Genomic DNA, 20,653 nt, shown 5'->3' on the forward strand with positions numbered 1-20,653 from the left:
TTATTTTAACTGAACATCTTGCTGAAGAAGAAAAATTTGCTCAATGGATTGCAATTATTTCTGCATTTTTATTTAAAAAAGGAGAAGTATAGGCATATTTAAAAAACACAAATACCAAGCATAATAAAATTTTTACCTCCTGCCTTCTGCCTCCCTCCTCCTGCCTTCTGCTATAACTTGACACTCCTCCCAACGCCTTTTTAAAAGATAAGCACTGGGCGGAAATGATAATTTAATTGTGAGGTTGTGTCCTTGCAATTCTCTACAAGTGGATTCATCTGTCCAATTACACCGATTTTCTGTATATTTGCGCCATAAGGTTTCAATATCTTTGAGAGTTTCACAAGGTAGAAGTTTTTCTTCTCCTTCGGTGAGATAACCATCATTATTGACATCAGCTTTTGCACCTTGTTCGCGCATCAAAATTGCATAAGATGTTTTGAGTGCGCCTGTATATTGATTTTCTAACTTGGCAAAATCAGTATCAACTAAATTGCCAAATTTACCTTGTTGGAGTTCAGATTCCAAAGTTGCAAGTCGAGTTTTTTTAATGATGTCTGCCAAGGAATTCTCAGCTTGTTGTGATGCTTGTTGTAGTGTATTTTTGTGATTTAAAATATTTGCAAACTTTTGTGGCTCTTGACTAATTTTGTCTTGTAGATTCAAACTGATGCGCCAAATCTGCCGATAATCATCCAATGCTTGATTGATATCCCCAGCTTGTTGATGTTTATTCGCATTATTCAACAATGCAGATAGACTATTTAATGTTGTTTTGGCAATATCGGGCGTAATAATATTAAATGAACTATAACGGATGAGTTGCGCTAACTGGTTTTGCTGTTGTTGTTGCCAAGCAACTATACCAGAAGCAGCAATTAATAATAAAGTAATAGTACTGGTACTACCTAGTAAAAAACGATTTTTTAGCCGCGCTTGTTTACTGGCTTGAATATATTCTTTTTCTTGGGGTGTGAGGTAATCTTTGTATTTTTGATAATATGCTTCTGCTTCTGTGAGTTGAGTTTTTTGCAGGAGAAAATCTGGGTGTTTTTGCTTCTGCTCCCATTCTTTACGTTTCTTTTCTAAACGCTCTTGTTGATATAAGCGATCGCGGTTTTCATCCAGCCACCAACGCAAGCTCGACCAATGACGAATTAAGATTTCGTGAGCTACTTCTATAGTCACTTCACTTTTGAGCAGTTCTAATTCTTGAGATATCTGATCAGCAGTACGACTCTGCCCAATATTTGCCTCATTTTCTGTTAAATTGACAACAATTAATTTGGCATCAATAAACTTTTGCAGAGTTTTTTCAACTAAATATGGTGAATATTTACCTTGTAATAATTGTGATTTTTGAACTTGTTTTTTAGTATCTTCTGTCCCCTGTCCCAGACGAGTTAAAGACAGAAAAATCCATTGGGCTATTTTCTGTTCTTCTGGCGATAAACTATCATAAATCGCTTGAGCTTTGAGTTCTAAAGCTACTTTTATGCCACCAATTTTTTCGCGGTAAGCTGATACTGTTAACTCACCTGTATTTTGGTCGCGGTGTTCCCACAACTGCTCTAAAACAAATTGCAGTAAAGGTAAATCTCCCGCCGATTGTTGTAAATCGCTTAACAGCAGTTCCACTAAACCAGACTGTACTTTTAGTTCTACTTGTTCGGCTGGCTTTTCGATAATCTGGCGATAATTTTCTTCACTCAACCGGGGTGGAACTAAAACATGAGATGCTTGTAATTTCTGCGATAGTTTAGGTAATTCGAGGCAGGGTGAAATAAAGTCGGCGCGGAGAGTTATGATTAACTTAAAGCGGTCGGATGCGTATTCTAAAGCTTCTAAAATGATATCTAGAAAAATTTGGCGATTGCTTGTAGCTGCCAGCGTAAAAATTTCTTCAAATTGGTCAATTATTAAAACTATTATCGGCTCGTTTCTGGTGCGTAACCAATGAACGAAACCCTCACCACCTAAATGTAATAATCCTTCAGCTTGTAAGGGATTTTCCTCAGCATCTGCCATAATTTTGGCTAATTCTTGCAGAGGTTTTTCCCCAGGGCGTAAATATTTAATTAGCCAAGTTTCACTTCCCGGAAGTTGTTTGCCTAATCTTAACTGTGCCATTAATCCTGCTTGGACTACGGAAGATTTACCACTCCCAGAAGCACCAACTACTGCCAAAAAAGATTTATGATTAATTTCATTAATTATTCTTTGGGTGAGAACCTCTTGACCGAAGAAATATTTTGCATCTTTCTCACTAAAAGCTCTTAATCCCATATAAGGACAAATCCCTAAATCAACTCGTTGGGATTTTTTCTGCAAAGTTGCAGGTAAAACTTCTATTACTCCCTGCATCCCCCCTAGCCAATAATTACGCCAAATGTGACTTTCTGCAAGTTCGCGCTGTACACCCATAATCCAGCCAGCAACAGATAAACCTGTTTGCAAGTTGGCTGTTTGCAAAGTTGTTAGCAAAGCTGTAGCAAATTCTTCGGTATTTTCAATAGTAGCTGCACCAATAATTAAACACTGGCTAATTTCCGATTCTTGTTGCAAATCTTCCAGCCAATTCTGGAGAAATGCTGTATTTTGTGTATCTATAAGACAATCTAAAACCACAATTTGTTGAGCAATATTTGACTGACGCAAACTTTGGCGCAACCAATCACGACTAAGTTTAATTTCATCACTAATGACTAAAAAAGCTTCACCAGTGGGAGTTTCTTCAATTCTTCCCCGCAGATAAAGTAAAGATGTCGCATCTTCTAAACCGGCTGACGATGCTTGATTGAGTAAGCAATTTTGAATCGCTTGGCGGACATCTGGCAAATCTCGTGCTTGGGGATGCCAATATTTCAAATCAAACCCACCAGCACCAGCCAGCATTTTACTAATTTCAGGAGTTATTTCCCCATCGGATAGCCCATTTACTATTAAAGCTTGCCTGTGCGATCGCAGTTCGATTTCTGTGGCTTTATACCCAAGAACTAATTCCCCCACAGCTTCTACAACCAATTTGGGTGTTTGCTGTGGTTGTTCTTTTTTTAATCCATCAGTTTCACCACGGCTACGTTTTTGTTGATTAATTAACCGCAGTCCTTGGTTGAGCTTATCAATATACTGGAGGGTCTGGTGATAAATATATTTATAGAGTAATTTAACTTCAATTTCCCCTCTCAAATCAGCCGCTTCACCTAATAAACCGCGAATTAAAAAATAGGTGAACACGCCATGACCTAAATCGGGAAATTCCCACGATAACTGCTCTTTATCACAAGAAAGTAAGGCATAAAATCCTTGACTGTATCCTGTTTGTTTTTTCTGAACAGCAACTTTTTGCAGTTGTTCTAACATCTGAGGCGTAGGTGAATTTCTCAGAGTAAAACTGCCACTATGACAAGCATCTAAAATCACTATTTGTTGAGTAGCTTGACAATTACCTAACACTGTTAAAAGTTCCTGCATTGTCAAACCAGTGTTGAGTAAATCATCTATTTGAGTATGAGGTAAACACAACACAGCCTGCTGACTCTCTGGCTCTAATATCCCATGTCCACAAAAATAGAATAAAATTGTATCTTGGGGGTTAGCAGATTTAACTATGTGCTGGAAACTATCACGAATTTCTGCTAATGATGGTGTTTGTGTTGATTGTGAATGATGCTCAATGATTTCTGTGTAGATAAATTTGTGATTTGCTTGTTTTACAGCCTGAGCAAATCCCTGACAATCTGCAACAGCATAACGCAATGCACGCAGATTTTTATCTTGATATTCATTAATCCCAATAACTAAACACCAAAGTTTTTTGACATCGGTTTTGATAATAGCACGGGGCATATTTGGAAAATATTCTAAGTATAAGTAGAAGGACTAGCTTATTGAGCATTGAGCGGAGTCGAAATGCGTCTTCTAAAAATTTTGTCTATCTATAATTTGATTTACTAATTTTTCAACGCAGAGTTAAGCTGAGAGTTGATAGAACTTTAAAATCTCAATATTTCTCGCTCATAGTTTTCTGGCGTTGGTTCAATCTCCCATACCAAACCTTCACCCGCTTCTAGTTGTAATTCAATTGCTAACTTTTCTGTCGCTGTATCCGCAACACATTCATTATCGGGAAATGGTTGTAAATCTTCAGTTAATAAACGGAATTTAAAGCCGCTAGGAATTAAACCTTGTAATGATAAACTCTGCAATTCTATAATCCAAAATCCTGATGTAATATTACCTGGAGATTGCACTTGTAGCTCGTAATTTTGACCAGCAATTATCAGATGGCGAGTCAAAATTACTGGCTCATTTGTTTGAGCTATGCCTCTACTACCAAAACTAGTTTCTAAATCTAAATAGTTCCAACCCAGTTGTTGAGCTAAATCAGAAATTCCTGTTTGTACCCATTGAATAATTGACCACTGTTGGGGAATTCCTGTGCGTAATTCATATAATCTTTGTCTCCAACCGCCATGTTCTAGCAATGCGCCCCATAAGCTAAAGGGAATTGCAATTCGAGGAAATATTAAACCTGGATTGCCTAATCTTTCTAGTAAATTATTTGCTTGCGCTAATGATAAATTAGGTAGAGGTTCCACTTCAGTTTTTGTTGGTATATCAGGACAAAGTTGACGAGTTACCCACAATAAATCTAAGTCGTGGATCAGGTCTTCATAATCTAAAGCATAAGTGCGATCGCCTGCACTATAATTAGTTTGTTGTTTGAGTTGTAAGTGGGTTGTATATCCCCAAACTTTTACCAAACCATCTTCAGTATTAACTTGCACAGCTAAATAATAATCACCAGCCCAACTGGGAATATCCACCCATTCTTGGGGGACACGAATTTCATTGATATCAATTGCTAAACTCGGAATTAATATTAGCCGAGTTTGATTAATAGTAATCGCTGTACCATTTACTACTTCCCAAAAGCTATGCAAAACAGCAAGATTTGGTGCAGGTTTGGCGATAATTCCCCATATTTCTTCTAGCCAAGGTAAAACAGTTAACAAGCAAAGTCGATTTAAATAAGCTTGTAGGCGAGTGCTGAGTGTGGAAAAATTTTGACTTTGCTGCCAAGCTGCATCCTGTATAGTTTCTGATATCTCTATACAAGATTCGATGGCAATAGTTGATATAGGTAGAGAATTAAGATAGTTCATGATTTGATTATCTGTTGAACTGTGTCAATTGATATTCTTTCCTACTGCTAATTTCATCTACTCCCTCATGAATAGCGGCGAGGAATTTAATCTCTTGAATTATGTGGTGAATTGAAACATCTGGTGGCAGACGTTTGATTAATTCAATTACTTTTTGTTGGTCGCTCATAAAACAATATCTTGTGAAATTTATATTACGAACCACAGAGACGCAGAGAGCGCAGAGTAGGAGATTACTGATAATAATGAATCTGCTATCCTTCATTATGATTTCTGTAGTATTTCTCTAGCCATTCATCAATTAATCCATTCATGTTATTGATTACGTTGGGAGTCAGAGAAATATTCTGGGTGGTTTGCGACCATTGCGCTAAAGTGATGAGTGATTCAGATTTAAATTTTTGGAGTCGGCGCACCACAGTTGGCTGAGATATTCCGAGCTTTAGAGATATTTCTTTTTGGGTGAGTTCTTCACCGTAGTACATTTTCAGTAGCTCTTGTTTTTGTGCGTCAAGATTATTGATGCTATTGCTTAACAGGGAATTTATCTCTGCCCAAAGAGATTTACGGATTTGTGCTTCTTCCTCATCCAGTAGTTTTGTCAAGGGAGTAGCATCGCCACTGGGTAAGATATCTTGCAATGTATTGTCTTCGTTAAATACCGACGCATCTAAAGAAGCAGTGGGTGGAGCCGTATAAGCACGAATAGCTCTGATACAAGCTTCCAAGCATTTTTGGATAGTTTTAGCATCTGATGGTGGTAGTTGCTGAATTCGTTCTTGATTGTAAAGTTGGGCGATCGCTTCCCATACAATCAAATCAGGGGCGGTAAGCTGGCGGTTTCCTTTGGGTTTTGTGGGCGCATAAATCACCTTGAAGCATTCCCACGCAAAAATATAAGGCGCAATTTCTGTAGCGGATAACCCACGTTGTACTAAAGCTTTATGAAGCAATTTTTGACTACTGTGTAATAATAACGACCAATCGCTTCTAATACTTGCTTCTTCTAGCCCTTCTTTGAGTAGTCCATCTTTAATGAGATTACAGAACACCCGGTAAGCAAAGGCTTCTAAATTAGTCTGTCGCTGGGGGTCAAATCCTGTGAATACCTTATCAATATATGCGATCGCTATTTGAAAATAGTCCGCTGAAGTATACTGTGGCAACGTAAATCGCGGTTTGACTTTTGCCGCCGCTTTGTAACCAACTTCTTGTAAGTAAGCATACAAATGACCCCTCGCCAGACTTTTTGGCTGATTTTGCCAAACCTCGTGCCAGTATAATGCCCAATCAGAGGTGGAGCGTTCTGCGGCAGGATACTGATTGAGGTAATTACTCATATTGCGATAGAGCTTGCTATCCGTGACCCATTTTGTTGAACCGCCTGATGAAAATTGCAGAAAGCTCGAAAAAATCTCAACAATTTCTTGACGAGGGTGCATGAATTGACGTGTTTAACTCTATTTTCATGATTTACAAATTATCTTTACATAATATTTAAGAACCAGAGGGAAATACCTACGAATATTTTCAGAATTTCCCCAGTATATGACCATAGTTGAAGTTTTCTGGAGTTAGCGATGAATAACCGCAAGTTAAACCCACAACACAGAAGATTGATGTATGCGATCGCTACTTTCATGATTCCTCTGTATACTGTGACAACAACAACAAATAGTTATGCCAATGTCCCAGAAAAAGCAGAATTGTACCAAATTTTAGGCAATCATGAACTGTCAATTCGTCGTGGTTCTAACTATGGCCCTGCTGTTGTTGGTAGTTTTTTACAAAAAGTGTATGATACTTTATTTCTTCCAGGTAATGGTAAATCCTTTGCACAATTACGCTTTCAAAATGCGGCTGGAAAGGATATGGGATTACAACTCCAAGCCAGTACTAAAAATAAACAATTAACACTTTATTACTTACCTTGTACAGCTAAACAAGGAGATTCTTTACTCATAGAATGGGCAAATCAAGGTAGTGGCAACCGTGCTTGTGAGTATGGCGTGCGTGTACAGCGTGGTGTCCGTACTCAAACGAAATTTATAGATAAAAGTCCATCTAATTTTGAGCCTGCTAAACAGTTATTTATAGCCCAAAGTTCTGGTACTAAATTGCAATATTGTAGTGTTGTTGCCGCAGATGGTCGCGGCTGGAGTGGGGTTTCAGCCAGTGACCCTTGTGAAGAACCAATGCAACAATGTCAGACAAGTGGCGGTAAAGAATGTGCGGCGATTACTAGAGATGAATGGAGTCTCAGAAATGAGAACTTAATTGCCACTGTCAAATGTGCCAATAATCAATCTTTTAGTGAAAAAAGTAGTGGTTCTGCAATGAAAGATGTAGTAGCCAAACTTTGGGAAGAATCTCAAAATCAAAAAGCCAAATTTTGTGCGCTGCATGTAATTAATTCTGAGCAAGATGAGGTGATTATCGCTCCTAAAGTTCCGGAGAAGAATTTGTTTCAAACCCGCAATACACCCAATGGAATTCAAGTAGATGTCATAGCGGGAATCGCCAGTGTAATCTCAGCTAAAAATCCCCAAGGTGTTACACTCAAACCAGGACAAAGATATAACTATAATGGAGAAGATCAAGAAGATAAAATTGAAACTTTTGATAATCAAATTGAATCCATTGAATTACAAGTTTATCAAGCTGAAGCCAGAGGTTTAAAACTCTGCGACCAAGAACAAGTGAGTGGTGGTCAACAGGGTGATAGCAGAGAAATTCAACTCACAGCTAATGAAGGTCAAATTAATATCAGTTATGAAATGTATAATGTTCCTGATAGATTAAAAGTCAGCTATGAAGGGCAAACTCTTATAGATACAGATTTTGTCTCAGGTAGTAATAAAGTATCTGCGAAGTTTAAAGGTAATTCTGGACGAGTTAAGGTAGAAGTCGTTGGTAATAAAGATATATCAACCACTCAGTGGAAATATACACTTTATTGTCCACAATAAAATAGCCCATCATCCTGAAATCTAGGGCTACATAAACAAAGTCCGCACGACCAACTGCGCGGACTATTTAACATTAATTTAGATAAGATTTTCTAGAATGGGATACGGAAAATGCGCCCACCACCAGTACTTTCTTTAATTACTAAAGTTAGATTTTGTGAACCTTGACTATTCCAAGTTTGCCCTAACACTTGCACTTCACCTTTAATTGTTCCCTGGGCTGGAACCTGTGCTTGAGCAGATGAAAATCTGGTTTTCAATTTCTTGCCACTTTCTGTTACTACTTCAGCATATAAAGGCACAAAAGCAAAGGGGCGATCGCTGCGATTTTCCACAATAAAATTAATTGTGAAGTTTCGATTACTTTCGACTTTACCACCATCTATGCGAATTTCTACATTATCTCTGGTTTGAACGGCTGCGATCGCTACTATCCCGCGTGTCGGTTTACTTCCAGTATTAATATTACCTTTAGGGGGTTTTTTAGCTGGCTGAGATCCAGGACTTGTCGTCGCAATACTCGGAGTTACCCCTTGAATTAAATCCTGAATTTCTTTGTGTTTTTTCACTCCTTCAAAAGCATAACGATTGTAATTATTACTTTGAATTAAATTTTCTAAATATGTGACTCGCTCTGCGGGAGCCGGGTGAGTAGATTGCCAAGAAGTTTCTGCTTTTTTGCCAGATTTAGCATTTAAGGTTGCCATTAAATTCCGCAAACCATCCGCAGCATAGCCAGCCTTAGTTAACACTCTCGTACCTAAAATATCTGCTTGGCGTTCATTTTCTCGGCTATATTCTTTACCCACCATTTCTTGTAACATATCCGGCATAGGAATGACATTACTTAAGCTGCTAATAAACTTACCTTGGGCAACACGTTGAAAACCATGAGACAGCACAGCATGAGCAAGTTCATGACTTAATAAACCTGCCAATTCTGCTTCCGAATTAGCAGCCAAAATTGCTCCTGTATTTACAAAAACTTTACCTCCAGGTAAGGCAAAAGCATTAATTGAACTGTCTTGAATGATATAGTATTCATAATCAAACTTGCGCCCCATCAAAGGTTCTAGTCTACCGCCAATTCCGCGCACATAATTGAGAACTTGGGGGTCTTCTAATAACTTACCTTCTTGTTGATATTGTTTAACTAATTTATCAGCAACTTCCTTACCAAAAGCAGATTCACCTTGCAAAAGCATAGATACTGTTTCAAAACTGGAAACTCCCGCTTGCCAATCTTTTGTTCTAAATGCTTTTACACCACCTACTACTGCGCTAAAAATACCTTGGAATCGTAAATCATCATTCTGCTTGGCGTGATGACGTTGGAGATTTTTTTCTGCAAGTTGTTCAAACTCTGGTGCTTCTGGATAATCAACATAAATTGTGGCAAATTGTCTGGCTGCAATGGAAGCTTCTAAGAATTTTTTTTTCTTTTTCTAAAGCTTTAATTTTCGCTTTGAGTAATTCTGGCTCATCAGGATATAATTCTACGGCTCTTTCGAGAACTTCTAGGGCATTTTTTGGCTGTCCATCTTTGGCACTATTTTTACAAGCATCTGGTTTATTCTGACAAGCTTCAGCTAACAGTAAATGACCTTTGATAAATTCTGGATAATTACTGAGTAATAGTTGCAGAGGTAGAAAAATCTTACTGTCTAAATTTTGTTGTAAACCTTCATTGGCATTCCGCCAGTATACTTGACCATCTCCCGGCAGCTGTTCAACTTCATAAATCGCAGTACGTCTTCTATCACTAGCTGCAAACTCAGGTTTTACTTTGCGGTAAAGATTTTCTGCTGCTTGGAGTTGTCCTTTTTGATAGAGTTCATCGGCTTCTGCAAAGGTTTGAAAGCGGCTGATGGCTGAGGAATTTTGCGCCAGCTTTAGATTTGTAATTTGTGGTTGGCGATATGTAGCGGTTCCTGATTCAGCATAAACCTTGAAGTTGCTTCCTAGTAAACAACTGCCAGTTGTCACGCCCAAAATTAAGCTCAATTTCACAGCTTGAGCAACTGCAAATGCTCTAGTCATAGAATTTGCCTTCAATTCATCTGAATAAAATTACTGCGTGATTTTACGGTTTATTCATTTGCACCACTAGGAATTACGCAAGCAGACAAAAAATCAAGGATTTGGGGAAGGATGAAAGGGTGTAGGTGTTAAAAACTCTTACGCCATTCTTAACAGACAACCTTTGTAGATGAGTCTTAGATACTAATCTGGTTTGATTGTTGAAGTTATATGTACAGGTAGAGAGTGGGAAAGAGGATTTTTCGGATTTACTGTATTTTTTCCCAAATCAAATCATAGTCCTATTGTAATAATTTTATGAAACCAGTTGTCTGATGTTTAAACAACTAGTTTGATTCATCTTGGATAAAACTTTGAGATATTACTGTAACAAATAGTAATGATTTTATGAAAATTATAAGTGCTGTTAAAGGCACAAAAATTAATCAAAAATTAGATAGCGATCGCGTTAGTTTGTTTTGGGCGTTGGGCAGTATAAAATACCGAAAAACTAATTTGGTATATCTTATGTTCAAAGATAAATTACTTCAACGTTATGTTGGTGCGATCGCAGCTTTAGCTATGATTAGTTTGCTGAGTTCATGGACTGGATTACCATATCCCCATGACATCTCTAATTCCTGGGATGGATTTTTGTGGGGAATGGCAGATCCAGTATTAGTCTTGGCTGAGTTCGTGAGTATCTTAGCCATCGGTTTACTCGCCGCCGGAACCCAGCGTTGTAGCTGGATAGCTATTGCGATGATTTCAGCCAATATTTTTGGCACACTAATTACTCTCTGGCAAATCAATTTACCAGTGTCAGAAGTTGCGATCGCAATTGTGAGTGTTGCTTTTGGTATAGTGTTGGTGACAGCCAAACAGCCTAAGTTGTTCACGCTGCTGTTACTAACGGCGATCGCAGGTTTGTTTCAAGGTTATTTTAATAGTGAATCAATTATTGGGGCAGGAACAATGCCCTCAGTTATGTATATTGTCGGTGCAGCTTTGACGCAGTATGCAGTGGTAAAGAGTGTCAGCCAAATTGCTACTCAGGTGAGTCAAGCAGATTTATCCAGTATTCTGTCCAGAAAAATTAGTCTGTTAGGCTTTGCTATCTGCGCTCTTGGTTTTGTTTCATTGACTATTGGGAGTAACTAATTGATTTAAAAAGCCCCAACTTTGCCAAAGATGACGTAGAAAGTCTTGGTAATCAACAACAAATCATATAATGGATGCCATTTTTCTTGGTAACGTAAGTCTAAATCAACTATTTGTTCAAAATCTTTGACGTGAGAACGACCATTAACTTGCCATTCACCAGTCAAACCCGGTTTGACATTCAAACGTTGCCAATGGCGTTGATTATACTTAGCTACTTCATCAGCCGTAGGTGGACGGGTTCCCACCAAACTCATCTCACCTACCAGCACATTCCAAAATTGTGGCAACTCATCTAAGCTGGTACTGCGTAAAAAACGCCCGACTTTCGTAACTCGAAAGTCATGCTGATTTTTAAAGATTAATCCATCAGCTTCATTGTGAACAAGAGACTTGAGTCTTTCGGCATCATTAACCATTGAACGGAATTTACGGAGTTTGAAAGGTCGTCCTTGCAGTCCGTAACGTTCCTGAGCAAAGAAAATTGGGCCTGGACTATCGAGTTTAATGGCGATCGCTATCGGTATAAACACAATACCCAAAATTATTAAACCCACTAAACTCCCTAAAATATCTAAACAACGTTTGAATTTAGAATCTACGGAAGAGTGGGGTGTATCTAATTTCCAAACTCTGTCAGTAGGAACTTGACAAAGACTTTGCAATTGTGTTTGGTACATTAGTCTAGCCAATTGTAATTAACCAGGGGAAATTCACGGAAATTTACTCCAAAATATAAACTTTACCTTTTGCTACACAGGACTTTTTTAAGGTATATTTACTTAATCTTCATCAAGAAGACTAAATTGATGAAATTTTGTAAAATTTACACAAAATTTTTAGATATCTTTTAAAGAGTACTTAAGTATAAGTAAGATGTATAAAAAAAATGCCTAAATATCAAAATTAACTACTAATTGATTCATGTAAATTTCTGGCTAAACTGAAGTAGCTATGAAAAATCACTAAGTAGTAAGGACAATACATCCCTACAAAAGATTTGTTCAGACTAACTTCAGATGGCACTCTTGTATATCTGGGCAGATATCAGAGATTATCCATAAAGGCATAAGTAAAAAAAGATACTAAGGCTAAAGTTCAGGACTAATAATTTTATGATGGGATGATGAAAATATGATTTCAGGTGGAGTCGAAGTTAAAGTTAGTCGCTTAGAATCGATTGTCGAGCAGATTGGCGAAGCTGTTCTTACTACTACGGAAACAATTGAAAGCCTTGCTGAAAGATTAGATCATCTGAGTTTACAAGTCGAGGCGCAAGGCAGGCAGTTACAACAACAAGGCAATCAGATTTTTGCTTTGTGTGATACCATGCAAAACCTAGTGCAGTCTCAAGATTATACTGTGCAGAAACTCTCCCAACTCACCCAGACTTTAGAAAGGTTAACATCTTTGATACAAAGATTAGATAGAGAAGGAGTCAATAGTAAATATTGATAGCAGAAGGCAGAATAATTTTGGATTTGGGATTGGTTGATGACATTCACCCAGTTTTTGAGACAAATGAATTTTCTGACTCCCCTAGCCTCCTGCTTTTGCCAGTCTTAATTTCTGATTTGCCTATACTCTTAACTGAGTAATGGCGATATTGCCAGAAAAGCAAACATCCACATCACTACCAGGAGTGCGATCGCGTTTCCCATATTCCCCTACATAATAAAATTCATTGCCATTCACACGATAATTAATGGGCAAAGCTTTATTGCAGGGTTGACAAAATACCATTTTGGGATCTAGTTCTCCTGGCTGTAAGTGGGGTAGATTCACATTCCAAAAACATCCAGATTCGAGAGGTCGTTGAATTAAATCAGCTAACACTTCAGATGTTAATCTTGCCGCCAGTTCCCAGTCAAAATTTAGCTTGGCTTTGCGATAGTGAGAAATAGCTATCCCCGGAATCCCATTCATAGCAGCTTCTCGCACAGCAGCTACAGTCCCAGAAATATAAACATCTACACCCAGATTTCCACCCGCATTGATGCCAGATAAGACCAGCTTGGTATCTGGACAAATTTGCGATATTGCTATTCTCACACAATCAGCCGGAGTGCCGGCGATCGCATATTCCTGCTCGGAACGCTGTTGAATATTTATAGAACGGGTTGTAGTAACTTGATGTCCACAACCTGATTGATGATCTTTAGGCGCAGCAACAATCACATTTTCACTGTTCACAGCCCGCAGCAACGCTTTGATTCCAGGCGCATCAATACCATCGTCGTTAGTCAAGATTATCGTCATTTATCAGCCTAATGAATTGGAATAGTAATCGTAAATTCTGAACCCTTCTCTGGTACAGAATATACATCCAATTTACCTTGATGCTTTTCGACAATAATTTGATGGGCAATTGATAACCCTAAACCTGTACCTTGCCCAACTGCTTTAGTCGTAAATAAATGCTCAAATATTTTTTGCTGGATCTCAGCAGACATCCCCACGCCATTATCTTTAATCCGAATCAAAACATTCTGTTTATTTTCACTCAGAGAAGTTGTAATCCAAATTCGATTCGGATGCTGCTCAATTTCACTATAGCTCCGCCCTATATTCGACTCTTCTAAAGCATCAATGGCATTAGTTAAAATGTTCATAAATACCTGATTCAACTGACCGCTAAAACAGGTCACAGAAGGTAAACTGCCATAATGTTTAATAACTTCAATTTCTGGGCGGATTTTGGAAGCTTTCAAGCGGTGTTTGAGAATCATAATTGTACTGTCAATACCATTATGAATATTACAGAAAACTTTCCGGTCTTGATCAGAGCGAGAAAAATTCCGCAGACTAGTACTGATGTTGCGAATGCGCTGAACTCCCTCTTTCATCGAAGTAATTAAATTAGGTAGGTCAGAGCGCATATAGTCTAAGTCTGTTTCCGCAATTTCGGCTTGAATAGCAGCTACAGGTTCAGGATAGTTTTGCTGATAAAGGTCAATTATATTCATCAAATTATTGAAATAATTCGTAGCATGAGCCAGATTGCCATGAATACAACTCACAGGATTATTAATTTCGTGAGCAATACCTGCTACTAACTGACCTAAAGCCGACATTTTTTCTTTCTGAATTAATTGCAGTTGATATGCTTGTAAATCTTTTAAAGCTTGGGATAGTTCGGAGGTTCTTTCTGCGACTCTTTGTTCTAAAGTTTTAGTTAAATAACGCAGCTGTAAGTGGGTTTTAATTCTCGCTAATACTTCTTCTTTTTGACAAGGTTTAGTAATATAATCAACTGCTCCTAAGCTTAAACCCTTGACTTTAGTTTCTGTATCTGAAATTCCCGTCATAAAAATTACTGGGATATCTTGAGTTAAGGGGTCTGTTTTTAATTTTCGACAAGTTTCCAATCCATCGATTCCAGGCATCATTACATCTAGTAAAATTAAATCTGGTAACTTATCTTGAATTTGCTGAAGTGCTTTTTCGCCATTTCTCGCTGTAGTTACACTAAATCCCGCATTAGTCAATGCGTCAGAAATAATTTCTAGATTTGTGATAGTATCATCTACGATTAAAATTAAACTATTTTCTTGTAAATTCAGCATTGGGATGTTTTGGGTTGAGATATTAAAATCGGAATCAGCAAGTTGATAGCAGTCGCAAGTATAAAAACTCTAGAACGGTTAGCAAATATTTGGTTAAATATACGTAGGAAAAATTAAGATAGAGAGAAAGCCTGTAACTACTATCCACTGTTAGTTATTTTTCCCAAAGCAGCAGCAGCAGTTACTATTGCTGTGAAAATTTTCTTCACCAACTCTGTGCTTTATGGCAAATTTACAACAGCAATAGAAGAATCAGGATTTATAACAATCAATGCTGACTTCTCGATTCTGAATTCTGACTATATTATTTCTTTTCCAACCCAATGAACTTCAGAAACTTCCTTGGTAAATGGGAATGGTGATCACAAATTTAGCGCCTGCTCCTGGTGAAGCATCCACTTCTAAAGCGCCTCCGTGTTTTTCCACAATGATTTCCTGCGCGATCGCTAACCCTAAACCAGTACCTTTACCTAGGGGTTTGGTGGTAAAAAAATGCTCAAACATTCTCTGCCTTACATCCACAGACATCCCAATACCATTATCAGCAATTTCAATCAACACAGATTTTTGATCACTGGTAACTTTTGTGCTGATCCAAATAGTTGGAGTTTGCTCACTTGCATTTGACTCTTGCTTTTCTATCAACTCATCAATAGCATCAATGGCATTTGCTAACAGATTCATCAAAACTTGGTTAATTTTGCCTGCATAGCATTCTACTAAAGGTAAATTACCATATTTCTTCACAACCTCAATCGCCGGACGTGTGGCTGTGCCTTTCATCCGACTGCTTAAAATTACCAAAGTGCTATCAATACCTTCATGCAAGTCAAATGCCTGATATTCTGTGTCATCTAATCGAGAAAATAAACGGAGCGATCGCACAATTTGTTCCACACGTTCCGACCCCTTCTTCATCGAAGATAAAAGTTGCGGTAAGTCTTGCTTGAGAAAATCTATCTCTATTTTCTTCGAGAAAGTTTGAATTTCTGGAGTCGCACTTGCTAAATTCTTTTCATACAATTCTAGTAATTTCAATAAATCATCAATATATCTTTCAGCGTGAATTAAATTACCACAAATAAAATTAACTGGATTATTAATCTCATGAGCAATCCCAGCTACTAATTGTCCCAAAGCAGACATTTTTTCTTCCTGCGCTAACCTTAACTGCGTTCGCCGCAGTTCTAAATGAACATTAATTCTCGCCAATACTTCTTCATGTTCAATTGGTTTAGTAATATAATCTACTGCGCCCAATTGTAATCCCTTGATTTTATTAACTGGCTCTGATAGTGCAGTCATAAATATAATCGGAATATCTTTCGTTTTTGGGTTTGTTTTTAAAATCCGACAAGTTTCAAACCCATCCATGCCCGGCATCATCACATCTAATAAAATTAAATTTGGTATTGCCTCCTCTACTTTTTCTAAGGCACTTTTACCATTTTTAGCCACAGAAACTCTGTAACCAGCTTGAGTTAATATTTCCAATAAAATTTTGATATTAATTGGAACATCATCAACAACGAGAATCGAATTATTAGGTATATTATTCATCGAATATTTATTAAACAAATGTTTATTAATTTAAGTAAATTTTTAGCATTTCTACAATAGCTTCATCTTCAAAATCTTCAACTAATTTTGAAATTTTATTAGTAAAAATTGCATATTTATGATCTAAGTTTTGAATCCGATTTATCTCTTCTTGAATTCCCATCACATAACCAGCTTTAGCAGCTTGATATAAATTCATTAGTTCGGTTGCAGGCGGAAAAATTATTTCCTCATTCACATTGTCAGTAATCTCAATAGATGGCTGGCTATTTGCATAAATCCAATCTAAATTTAAATATAATTTCAGTTGAGCAAATAGTTCCTCAGCTTGTACAGGCTTAGGTAGAAAATCATTACAGCCTGCTTCTAAACTTTGGATGCGGTTTAAGGTAAATACACTCGCAGAAGACGCAATAATCACTATTTCTGCAAACTCTGGTTGACTACGTAGATTTTGTGTCATGTGTACCCCATCCATTATGGGCATTTCTAAGTCAGTAATAATTAAATCTGGTTGATACTCTTGTGCTTGAGTAATACCTTCCTTACCATTCAGAGCTTCAATTACACAAAATCCCAGGGGTTTGAGTAAATTTACAATCACAGCCCGATTATCGGCAACATCATCTACCACCAAAATTGTTTTTTGATTTCCTTTGTATCTAATGATGTGATTGCTACCTTTGTCAAGATGTGGAACCGCAGATGATACACAATCTTTAACTTTTGGTAAATCTAGATCAAACCAAAATTTGCTCCCTTGACCATAGTGGCTTTCTACTTGAATTTGGCTCCCCATCATTTCTACAATTTGACAGCTAATAGCCAGACCTAAGCCTGTTCCTTCTACCTTTTGATAACTATCTCCTACCTGTTCAAAAGGTAGGAAAATTTTCTGTAATTCTTCTAAGGATATGCCAACTCCAGTATCTTCAACTTGAAATCTGATCGTGCTACATGGATAATCTGTAGTCAATACATCAATTTCAATTACTTCTACACTGAACTTCACTGCACCATTCTCTGTAAATTTGATGGCATTTCCTAACAGGTTCAGCAATACTTGGCGTAATCTTTTTTCATCTGCATTAATAACGCTTGGAATCAAATCACTGATGTGATAGCTAAAAGGGAGGTTTTTTTTGCTCTGCTTTAATTCGGCAGATATCATATACACCTAATAGAAAATCATGGAACTTAAATGTATGAGGGTATAATTCTAGTTTTTTCGATTCAATTTTGGCAATATCTAAAATATCATTGATTAACATTAATAAATGAGAGCCACAGTGATAAATAGTTTGAATGGCATTTTGTTGTGTAGGGCTGGCTGTGCTATCTCGTTGGAGAATTTGTGCATAGCCAAGAATCCCATTCAAAGGTGTGCGAAGTTCATGACTTATATTGGCAATAAATTCGCTTTTTGCTTGGTTGGCAGTATCAGCAGCTTCTTTGGCGGTTTTTAATTCTTTGGTTCTTAGTTCAACACGTTCTTCTAGCTCTTGATTGGTGTTTTCTAAAGCTGTGAAAAAATCATTTAATTGTCCTGCCATTTTATTAAATGATTGAGCTAGAATACTGATTTCTTTTACACCAGAAAATTTAACTGTTTGGTCAAGATTTCCAGAGGCGATCGCACTACTAGCTTGTGTTAAATCTAAAATAGGTTGGGTAATCCAACGAGCCGTATATATTCCCAAAACTGTAGCAACAACCAATGCGCCTACACAAAGCAAAATAGTCGTATTATTGTTAGCGTCTATTTCTGCCATAAAGTCAGTTTCTGGCACAATCACAACTACTAGCCAATCTAATCCTAATTTATCTTGCCAAGGTGTGACCTTCACAAACTGCCGTTCACCTTGAAGTTTTAATGTAAACTGTTGCGTATTATGAATTTGTTGAAAACTACCAAACTTTTGCTGTAAATAATCAGCAATACCTTTGATTAAATGATTATTACTATTAAATACTGATAGTCTATGTGCTTTACCATCAATTACATTATATGGTGCTTCATTAGTCGAAGAACCAACAATTAGTCCAGACCTTTCTAAAAGGAAGACTTTTCCTTGTTTACCAAATTTTAAATCTTGTAAAAAATTGCTAATTTGCGTGAGCAATAAATCTACACTCAGTATACATACAATATTCTTAGAGTCATCATATAGCGGATAACTAGAAGATATAGAAAAAATTTCTGGTTTATCTTCCCATTGATAAATTTGACTCCACACTGGTCTACCTATTTTGACTGCGTCAGCATACCAAGCTTCTACACGCGGATCATAATCTTTGATCGCTGTTAATTGATCACGATTTCCTTGATTATCTGTGGTATAAACATAAAGTTTACCTAGGCTATTTTTCTCAGAGACTTCATTAATTAAAAGTTCACCATTATCTAAACGTTCAACCCCGATAAATTCACCTTTAGGATTAGCAAAGCTAATATAGCCAATGTTAAACACTCGCATTTGTTTCCAGAAATAGCGACTTGCCACCTGATAGTCTTGGAGATTCAATATTCCTAGGTTGATGGCTGCTAAATTAATTCGATTAACCTGATGTGGAGTGGCTAGGTATGTATTTAGATGCTGTTCTACAAGTCCATTCACTTTGGTAGTTAGCTGATCTGCAAGGTTATTAACGGCTTTTTGACCGTTTTTAAATGATAAATAACCTACTAAACTAACTGCGGCAAAAATTTGCAGTACAAAGGGTACAACCAAAATCAGTCGCAAAGGCAACTTAGATGAACGCAGAATACCAAAATGCTTCATAATCTTCTGAATAGTGAGAATTTTCAACTACATACCTATAATTAGGTTGCCCATTCTCCCAGTCTCAGTATCATCAGTTATTACTATCTACTGACTAATACTTAAGAAATTTTCTACAGACAACTGATGAATTTACTAATAAATAACTTTTTATGTTTAATTATCTTAAAATACAGGGTTCGACAACCGTAATTATAATGAAATTAATTTTGGATAAATCAAATATATATCTGGAGAATGATTTTATTTTAATTAGGTCAAATGGTGTATCTTTTTTCTTTTAAAAAGTTTAGAATACCGATACCAACCAACTGAAGCAATCTCAAAGTTATCGATAAATATTTCTTTTACTTTATTTAATCACCTCGTAAAAGTAGTCATTGAGTTCAATTTTCCAGATGTTGATAAACGGATAATATCAACATAATAAAAGACCAATCATTGCAAATGTCACCAATCTTTTGAGTAATGAAAATAGCCGAAAAGACATGCTAAATCTAAGAAAATAACTTTTGTTAGCTATATACCTATTTGTTTTTATGCAAGGTATATGTACAAAAGTTCGTTCTGTCTTGTCCTATTTTTTGACTCCATATTCACTGGAATTCAGTTAAATTGCCATTTTATAATCAGAACCAGTAACCAAAAGTATGCAGCAAGTTTTGGCATTAATCGAAACTAAAAAACAAGAATTTGCTAATTTGCCTTTATTCTCTTTTATGCAAAATCAAAGCATACACCCCAAAGATAGGCTTTGTTTTGCGCCACTAATTGTGCCTTTGGCTATGGGTTTTGGTGAATTATGTAACTATGTTTTCCGCGAAGAACCAACGACTAACAAGGTTCAAGCCTTACTAAACCGACATACATACGAAGAACATTTTCATTGGCAATGGTTGTTAGAAGATTTAGAAAAGCTTGATCTGCATCATTGTTCTAAATTAACTGATGCAATGTTATTTAGCTTTGGTGATGCTACTTTGAAATCACGCAATGTCTGTTATCAACTACATCATCATAGTTTCCAGGCAGATCCTGTTGTTAAATTTGCAGCAATGCAAGTTGCTGAAGCCACAGCCAATGTGTTTTTTAATGTCTCACAGCCAGTAGCTTTGGAATTAAAGGCAATCACAGGTAAGGAGTATCGTTATTTTGGGATGTGTCATTTACACGAAGAAGAACATCACCATATCAATACCCCAAACATTGTGAGTTTCTTTCAACAAATAGAACTGAATGATCAGCAAAGACAGCAAGCCCTACTTGCAGTAGAGGCAATCTTTACAGCTTATACAGAAGCAATGATTTCTTTTTTGGACTTTGCCAAACAACAAATGTCAATACAGCAAACTAAAATTATGGTGGAATCAGTTAACTAGTGTAGGAAACTTTGAGTTTAGTCAAAAGTTCAATTCTTTCCATAAAAA

The 20,653-nt window shown here is 37.0% G+C and carries 16 protein-coding genes; 4 read left to right on the forward strand and 12 right to left on the reverse strand.

What is annotated here, in order from left to right; genetic code table 11:
- Positions 1-132: 132 nt before the first annotated feature.
- The 4 genes from ACX27_RS14335 to ACX27_RS14350 form a co-directional block, all read right to left on the reverse strand.
- On the reverse strand, positions 133-3,849 hold the full coding sequence (locus ACX27_RS14335) for an nSTAND1 domain-containing NTPase (protein WP_062293594.1): 3,717 nt from the start codon (positions 3,847-3,849) through the stop codon (positions 133-135).
- 146 nt (positions 3,850-3,995) lie between these two features.
- On the reverse strand, positions 3,996-5,168 hold the full coding sequence (locus ACX27_RS14340; RefSeq protein WP_062293597.1) for a DUF1822 family protein: 1,173 nt from the start codon (positions 5,166-5,168) through the stop codon (positions 3,996-3,998).
- 7 nt (positions 5,169-5,175) lie between these two features.
- Positions 5,176-5,337, reverse strand: coding sequence for a hypothetical protein (locus ACX27_RS32395; RefSeq protein WP_158507382.1), 162 nt, complete (start codon positions 5,335-5,337; stop codon positions 5,176-5,178).
- 85 nt (positions 5,338-5,422) lie between these two features.
- Positions 5,423-6,610, reverse strand: coding sequence for a sigma-70 family RNA polymerase sigma factor (locus ACX27_RS14350; protein ID WP_062293602.1), 1,188 nt, complete (start codon positions 6,608-6,610; stop codon positions 5,423-5,425).
- A gap of 138 nt (positions 6,611-6,748) precedes the next feature.
- Here ACX27_RS14350 and ACX27_RS14355 point away from each other — a divergent pair, with 138 nt between their 5' ends.
- Complete coding sequence (locus ACX27_RS14355; RefSeq protein ID WP_144427459.1) at positions 6,749-8,137, forward strand: hypothetical protein; 1,389 nt, start codon at positions 6,749-6,751, stop codon at positions 8,135-8,137.
- Positions 8,138-8,229: 92 nt separating this feature from the next.
- Here the strand turns inward: ACX27_RS14355 and ACX27_RS14360 are convergent, their stop codons facing one another.
- The gene (locus ACX27_RS14360; protein ID WP_062293608.1) at positions 8,230-9,342 is read right to left on the reverse strand and encodes a M48 family metallopeptidase; all 1,113 of its coding nucleotides are present in this window, start codon (positions 9,340-9,342) and stop codon (positions 8,230-8,232) included.
- A gap of 175 nt (positions 9,343-9,517) precedes the next feature.
- Positions 9,518-10,177, reverse strand: a complete 660-nt coding sequence (locus tag ACX27_RS14365; protein WP_062293611.1) for a tetratricopeptide repeat protein — start codon at positions 10,175-10,177, stop codon at positions 9,518-9,520.
- 387 nt (positions 10,178-10,564) lie between these two features.
- Between ACX27_RS14365 and ACX27_RS14370 the strand changes: the two genes are divergently transcribed.
- A complete protein-coding gene (locus ACX27_RS14370; RefSeq protein ID WP_062293614.1) occupies positions 10,565-11,317 on the forward strand; it encodes a HupE/UreJ family protein in 753 nt (250 codons plus the stop codon).
- Positions 11,318-11,322: 5 nt separating this feature from the next.
- On the opposite strand, the gene ACX27_RS14375 is transcribed toward ACX27_RS14370, so the two are convergent.
- Positions 11,323-11,997: a sugar transferase gene (locus tag ACX27_RS14375; protein WP_062293618.1), complete on the reverse strand. Its 675-nt coding sequence runs from the start codon at positions 11,995-11,997 to the stop codon at positions 11,323-11,325.
- Between the two features lie 454 nt (positions 11,998-12,451).
- On the opposite strand from ACX27_RS14375, the gene ACX27_RS14380 reads away from it, so the two are divergent.
- Entirely contained in the window at positions 12,452-12,772 is a 321-nt protein-coding gene (locus tag ACX27_RS14380) for a hypothetical protein (protein WP_062293621.1), read from the forward strand.
- Positions 12,773-12,895: 123 nt separating this feature from the next.
- On the opposite strand, the gene surE is transcribed toward ACX27_RS14380, so the two are convergent.
- From surE to ACX27_RS33850, 5 genes are all read right to left on the reverse strand, one after another.
- Positions 12,896-13,576: a 5'/3'-nucleotidase SurE gene (gene surE, locus ACX27_RS14385; protein WP_062293624.1), complete on the reverse strand. Its 681-nt coding sequence runs from the start codon at positions 13,574-13,576 to the stop codon at positions 12,896-12,898.
- Positions 13,577-13,584: 8 nt separating this feature from the next.
- Positions 13,585-14,883 (reverse strand): hybrid sensor histidine kinase/response regulator, encoded by a 1,299-nt coding sequence (locus ACX27_RS14390; RefSeq protein WP_062293627.1) that lies wholly within the window; start codon positions 14,881-14,883, stop codon positions 13,585-13,587.
- A 330-nt stretch (positions 14,884-15,213) separates the two neighbouring features.
- On the reverse strand, positions 15,214-16,443 hold the full coding sequence (locus ACX27_RS14395) for a hybrid sensor histidine kinase/response regulator (protein ID WP_062293630.1): 1,230 nt from the start codon (positions 16,441-16,443) through the stop codon (positions 15,214-15,216).
- 25 nt (positions 16,444-16,468) lie between these two features.
- Positions 16,469-17,551 carry an ATP-binding protein gene (locus ACX27_RS33845; protein ID WP_235526636.1) on the reverse strand — a complete coding sequence of 361 codons (1,083 nt, stop codon included), beginning with the start codon at positions 17,549-17,551 and terminating at the stop codon, positions 16,469-16,471.
- Positions 17,552-17,567: 16 nt separating this feature from the next.
- Positions 17,568-19,226: a HAMP domain-containing hybrid sensor histidine kinase/response regulator gene (locus ACX27_RS33850; protein ID WP_235526637.1), complete on the reverse strand. Its 1,659-nt coding sequence runs from the start codon at positions 19,224-19,226 to the stop codon at positions 17,568-17,570.
- Positions 19,227-19,876: 650 nt separating this feature from the next.
- Here ACX27_RS33850 and ACX27_RS14405 point away from each other — a divergent pair.
- Positions 19,877-20,605: a hypothetical protein gene (locus tag ACX27_RS14405; protein WP_062293632.1), complete on the forward strand. Its 729-nt coding sequence runs from the start codon at positions 19,877-19,879 to the stop codon at positions 20,603-20,605.
- Positions 20,606-20,653 lie beyond the last annotated feature (48 nt).

Origin of the sequence: Nostoc piscinale CENA21, from assembly GCF_001298445.1 — a bacterium.
GTDB lineage: Bacteria > Cyanobacteriota > Cyanobacteriia > Cyanobacteriales > Nostocaceae > Nostoc_B > Nostoc_B piscinale_A.

Bases quoted from the DNA above. Each gene is read 5' to 3' on its own strand.
- ACX27_RS14395 (WP_062293630.1), bottom strand. From the start codon at position 16,443: ATGAATAATATACCTAATAATTCGATTCTCGTTGTTGATGATGTTCCA.
- ACX27_RS14380 (WP_062293621.1), top strand. From the start codon at position 12,452: ATGATTTCAGGTGGAGTCGAAGTTAAAGTTAGTCGCTTAGAATCGATT.
- ACX27_RS14350 (WP_062293602.1), bottom strand. From the start codon at position 6,610: ATGCACCCTCGTCAAGAAATTGTTGAGATTTTTTCGAGCTTTCTGCAA.
- ACX27_RS14355 (WP_144427459.1), top strand. From the start codon at position 6,749: ATGAATAACCGCAAGTTAAACCCACAACACAGAAGATTGATGTATGCG.
- ACX27_RS14390 (WP_062293627.1), bottom strand. From the start codon at position 14,883: ATGCTGAATTTACAAGAAAATAGTTTAATTTTAATCGTAGATGATACT.
- ACX27_RS14405 (WP_062293632.1), top strand. From the start codon at position 19,877: ATGCAGCAAGTTTTGGCATTAATCGAAACTAAAAAACAAGAATTTGCT.
- ACX27_RS14375 (WP_062293618.1), bottom strand. From the start codon at position 11,997: ATGTACCAAACACAATTGCAAAGTCTTTGTCAAGTTCCTACTGACAGA.
- ACX27_RS14370 (WP_062293614.1), top strand. From the start codon at position 10,565: ATGAAAATTATAAGTGCTGTTAAAGGCACAAAAATTAATCAAAAATTA.
- ACX27_RS32395 (WP_158507382.1), bottom strand. From the start codon at position 5,337: ATGAGCGACCAACAAAAAGTAATTGAATTAATCAAACGTCTGCCACCA.
- ACX27_RS14360 (WP_062293608.1), bottom strand. From the start codon at position 9,342: ATGCTTTTGCAAGGTGAATCTGCTTTTGGTAAGGAAGTTGCTGATAAA.
- ACX27_RS14340 (WP_062293597.1), bottom strand. From the start codon at position 5,168: ATGAACTATCTTAATTCTCTACCTATATCAACTATTGCCATCGAATCT.
- ACX27_RS14335 (WP_062293594.1), bottom strand. From the start codon at position 3,849: ATGCCCCGTGCTATTATCAAAACCGATGTCAAAAAACTTTGGTGTTTA.
- surE (WP_062293624.1), bottom strand. From the start codon at position 13,576: ATGACGATAATCTTGACTAACGACGATGGTATTGATGCGCCTGGAATC.
- ACX27_RS14365 (WP_062293611.1), bottom strand. From the start codon at position 10,177: ATGACTAGAGCATTTGCAGTTGCTCAAGCTGTGAAATTGAGCTTAATT.
- ACX27_RS33850 (WP_235526637.1), bottom strand. From the start codon at position 19,226: ATGAAGCATTTTGGTATTCTGCGTTCATCTAAGTTGCCTTTGCGACTG.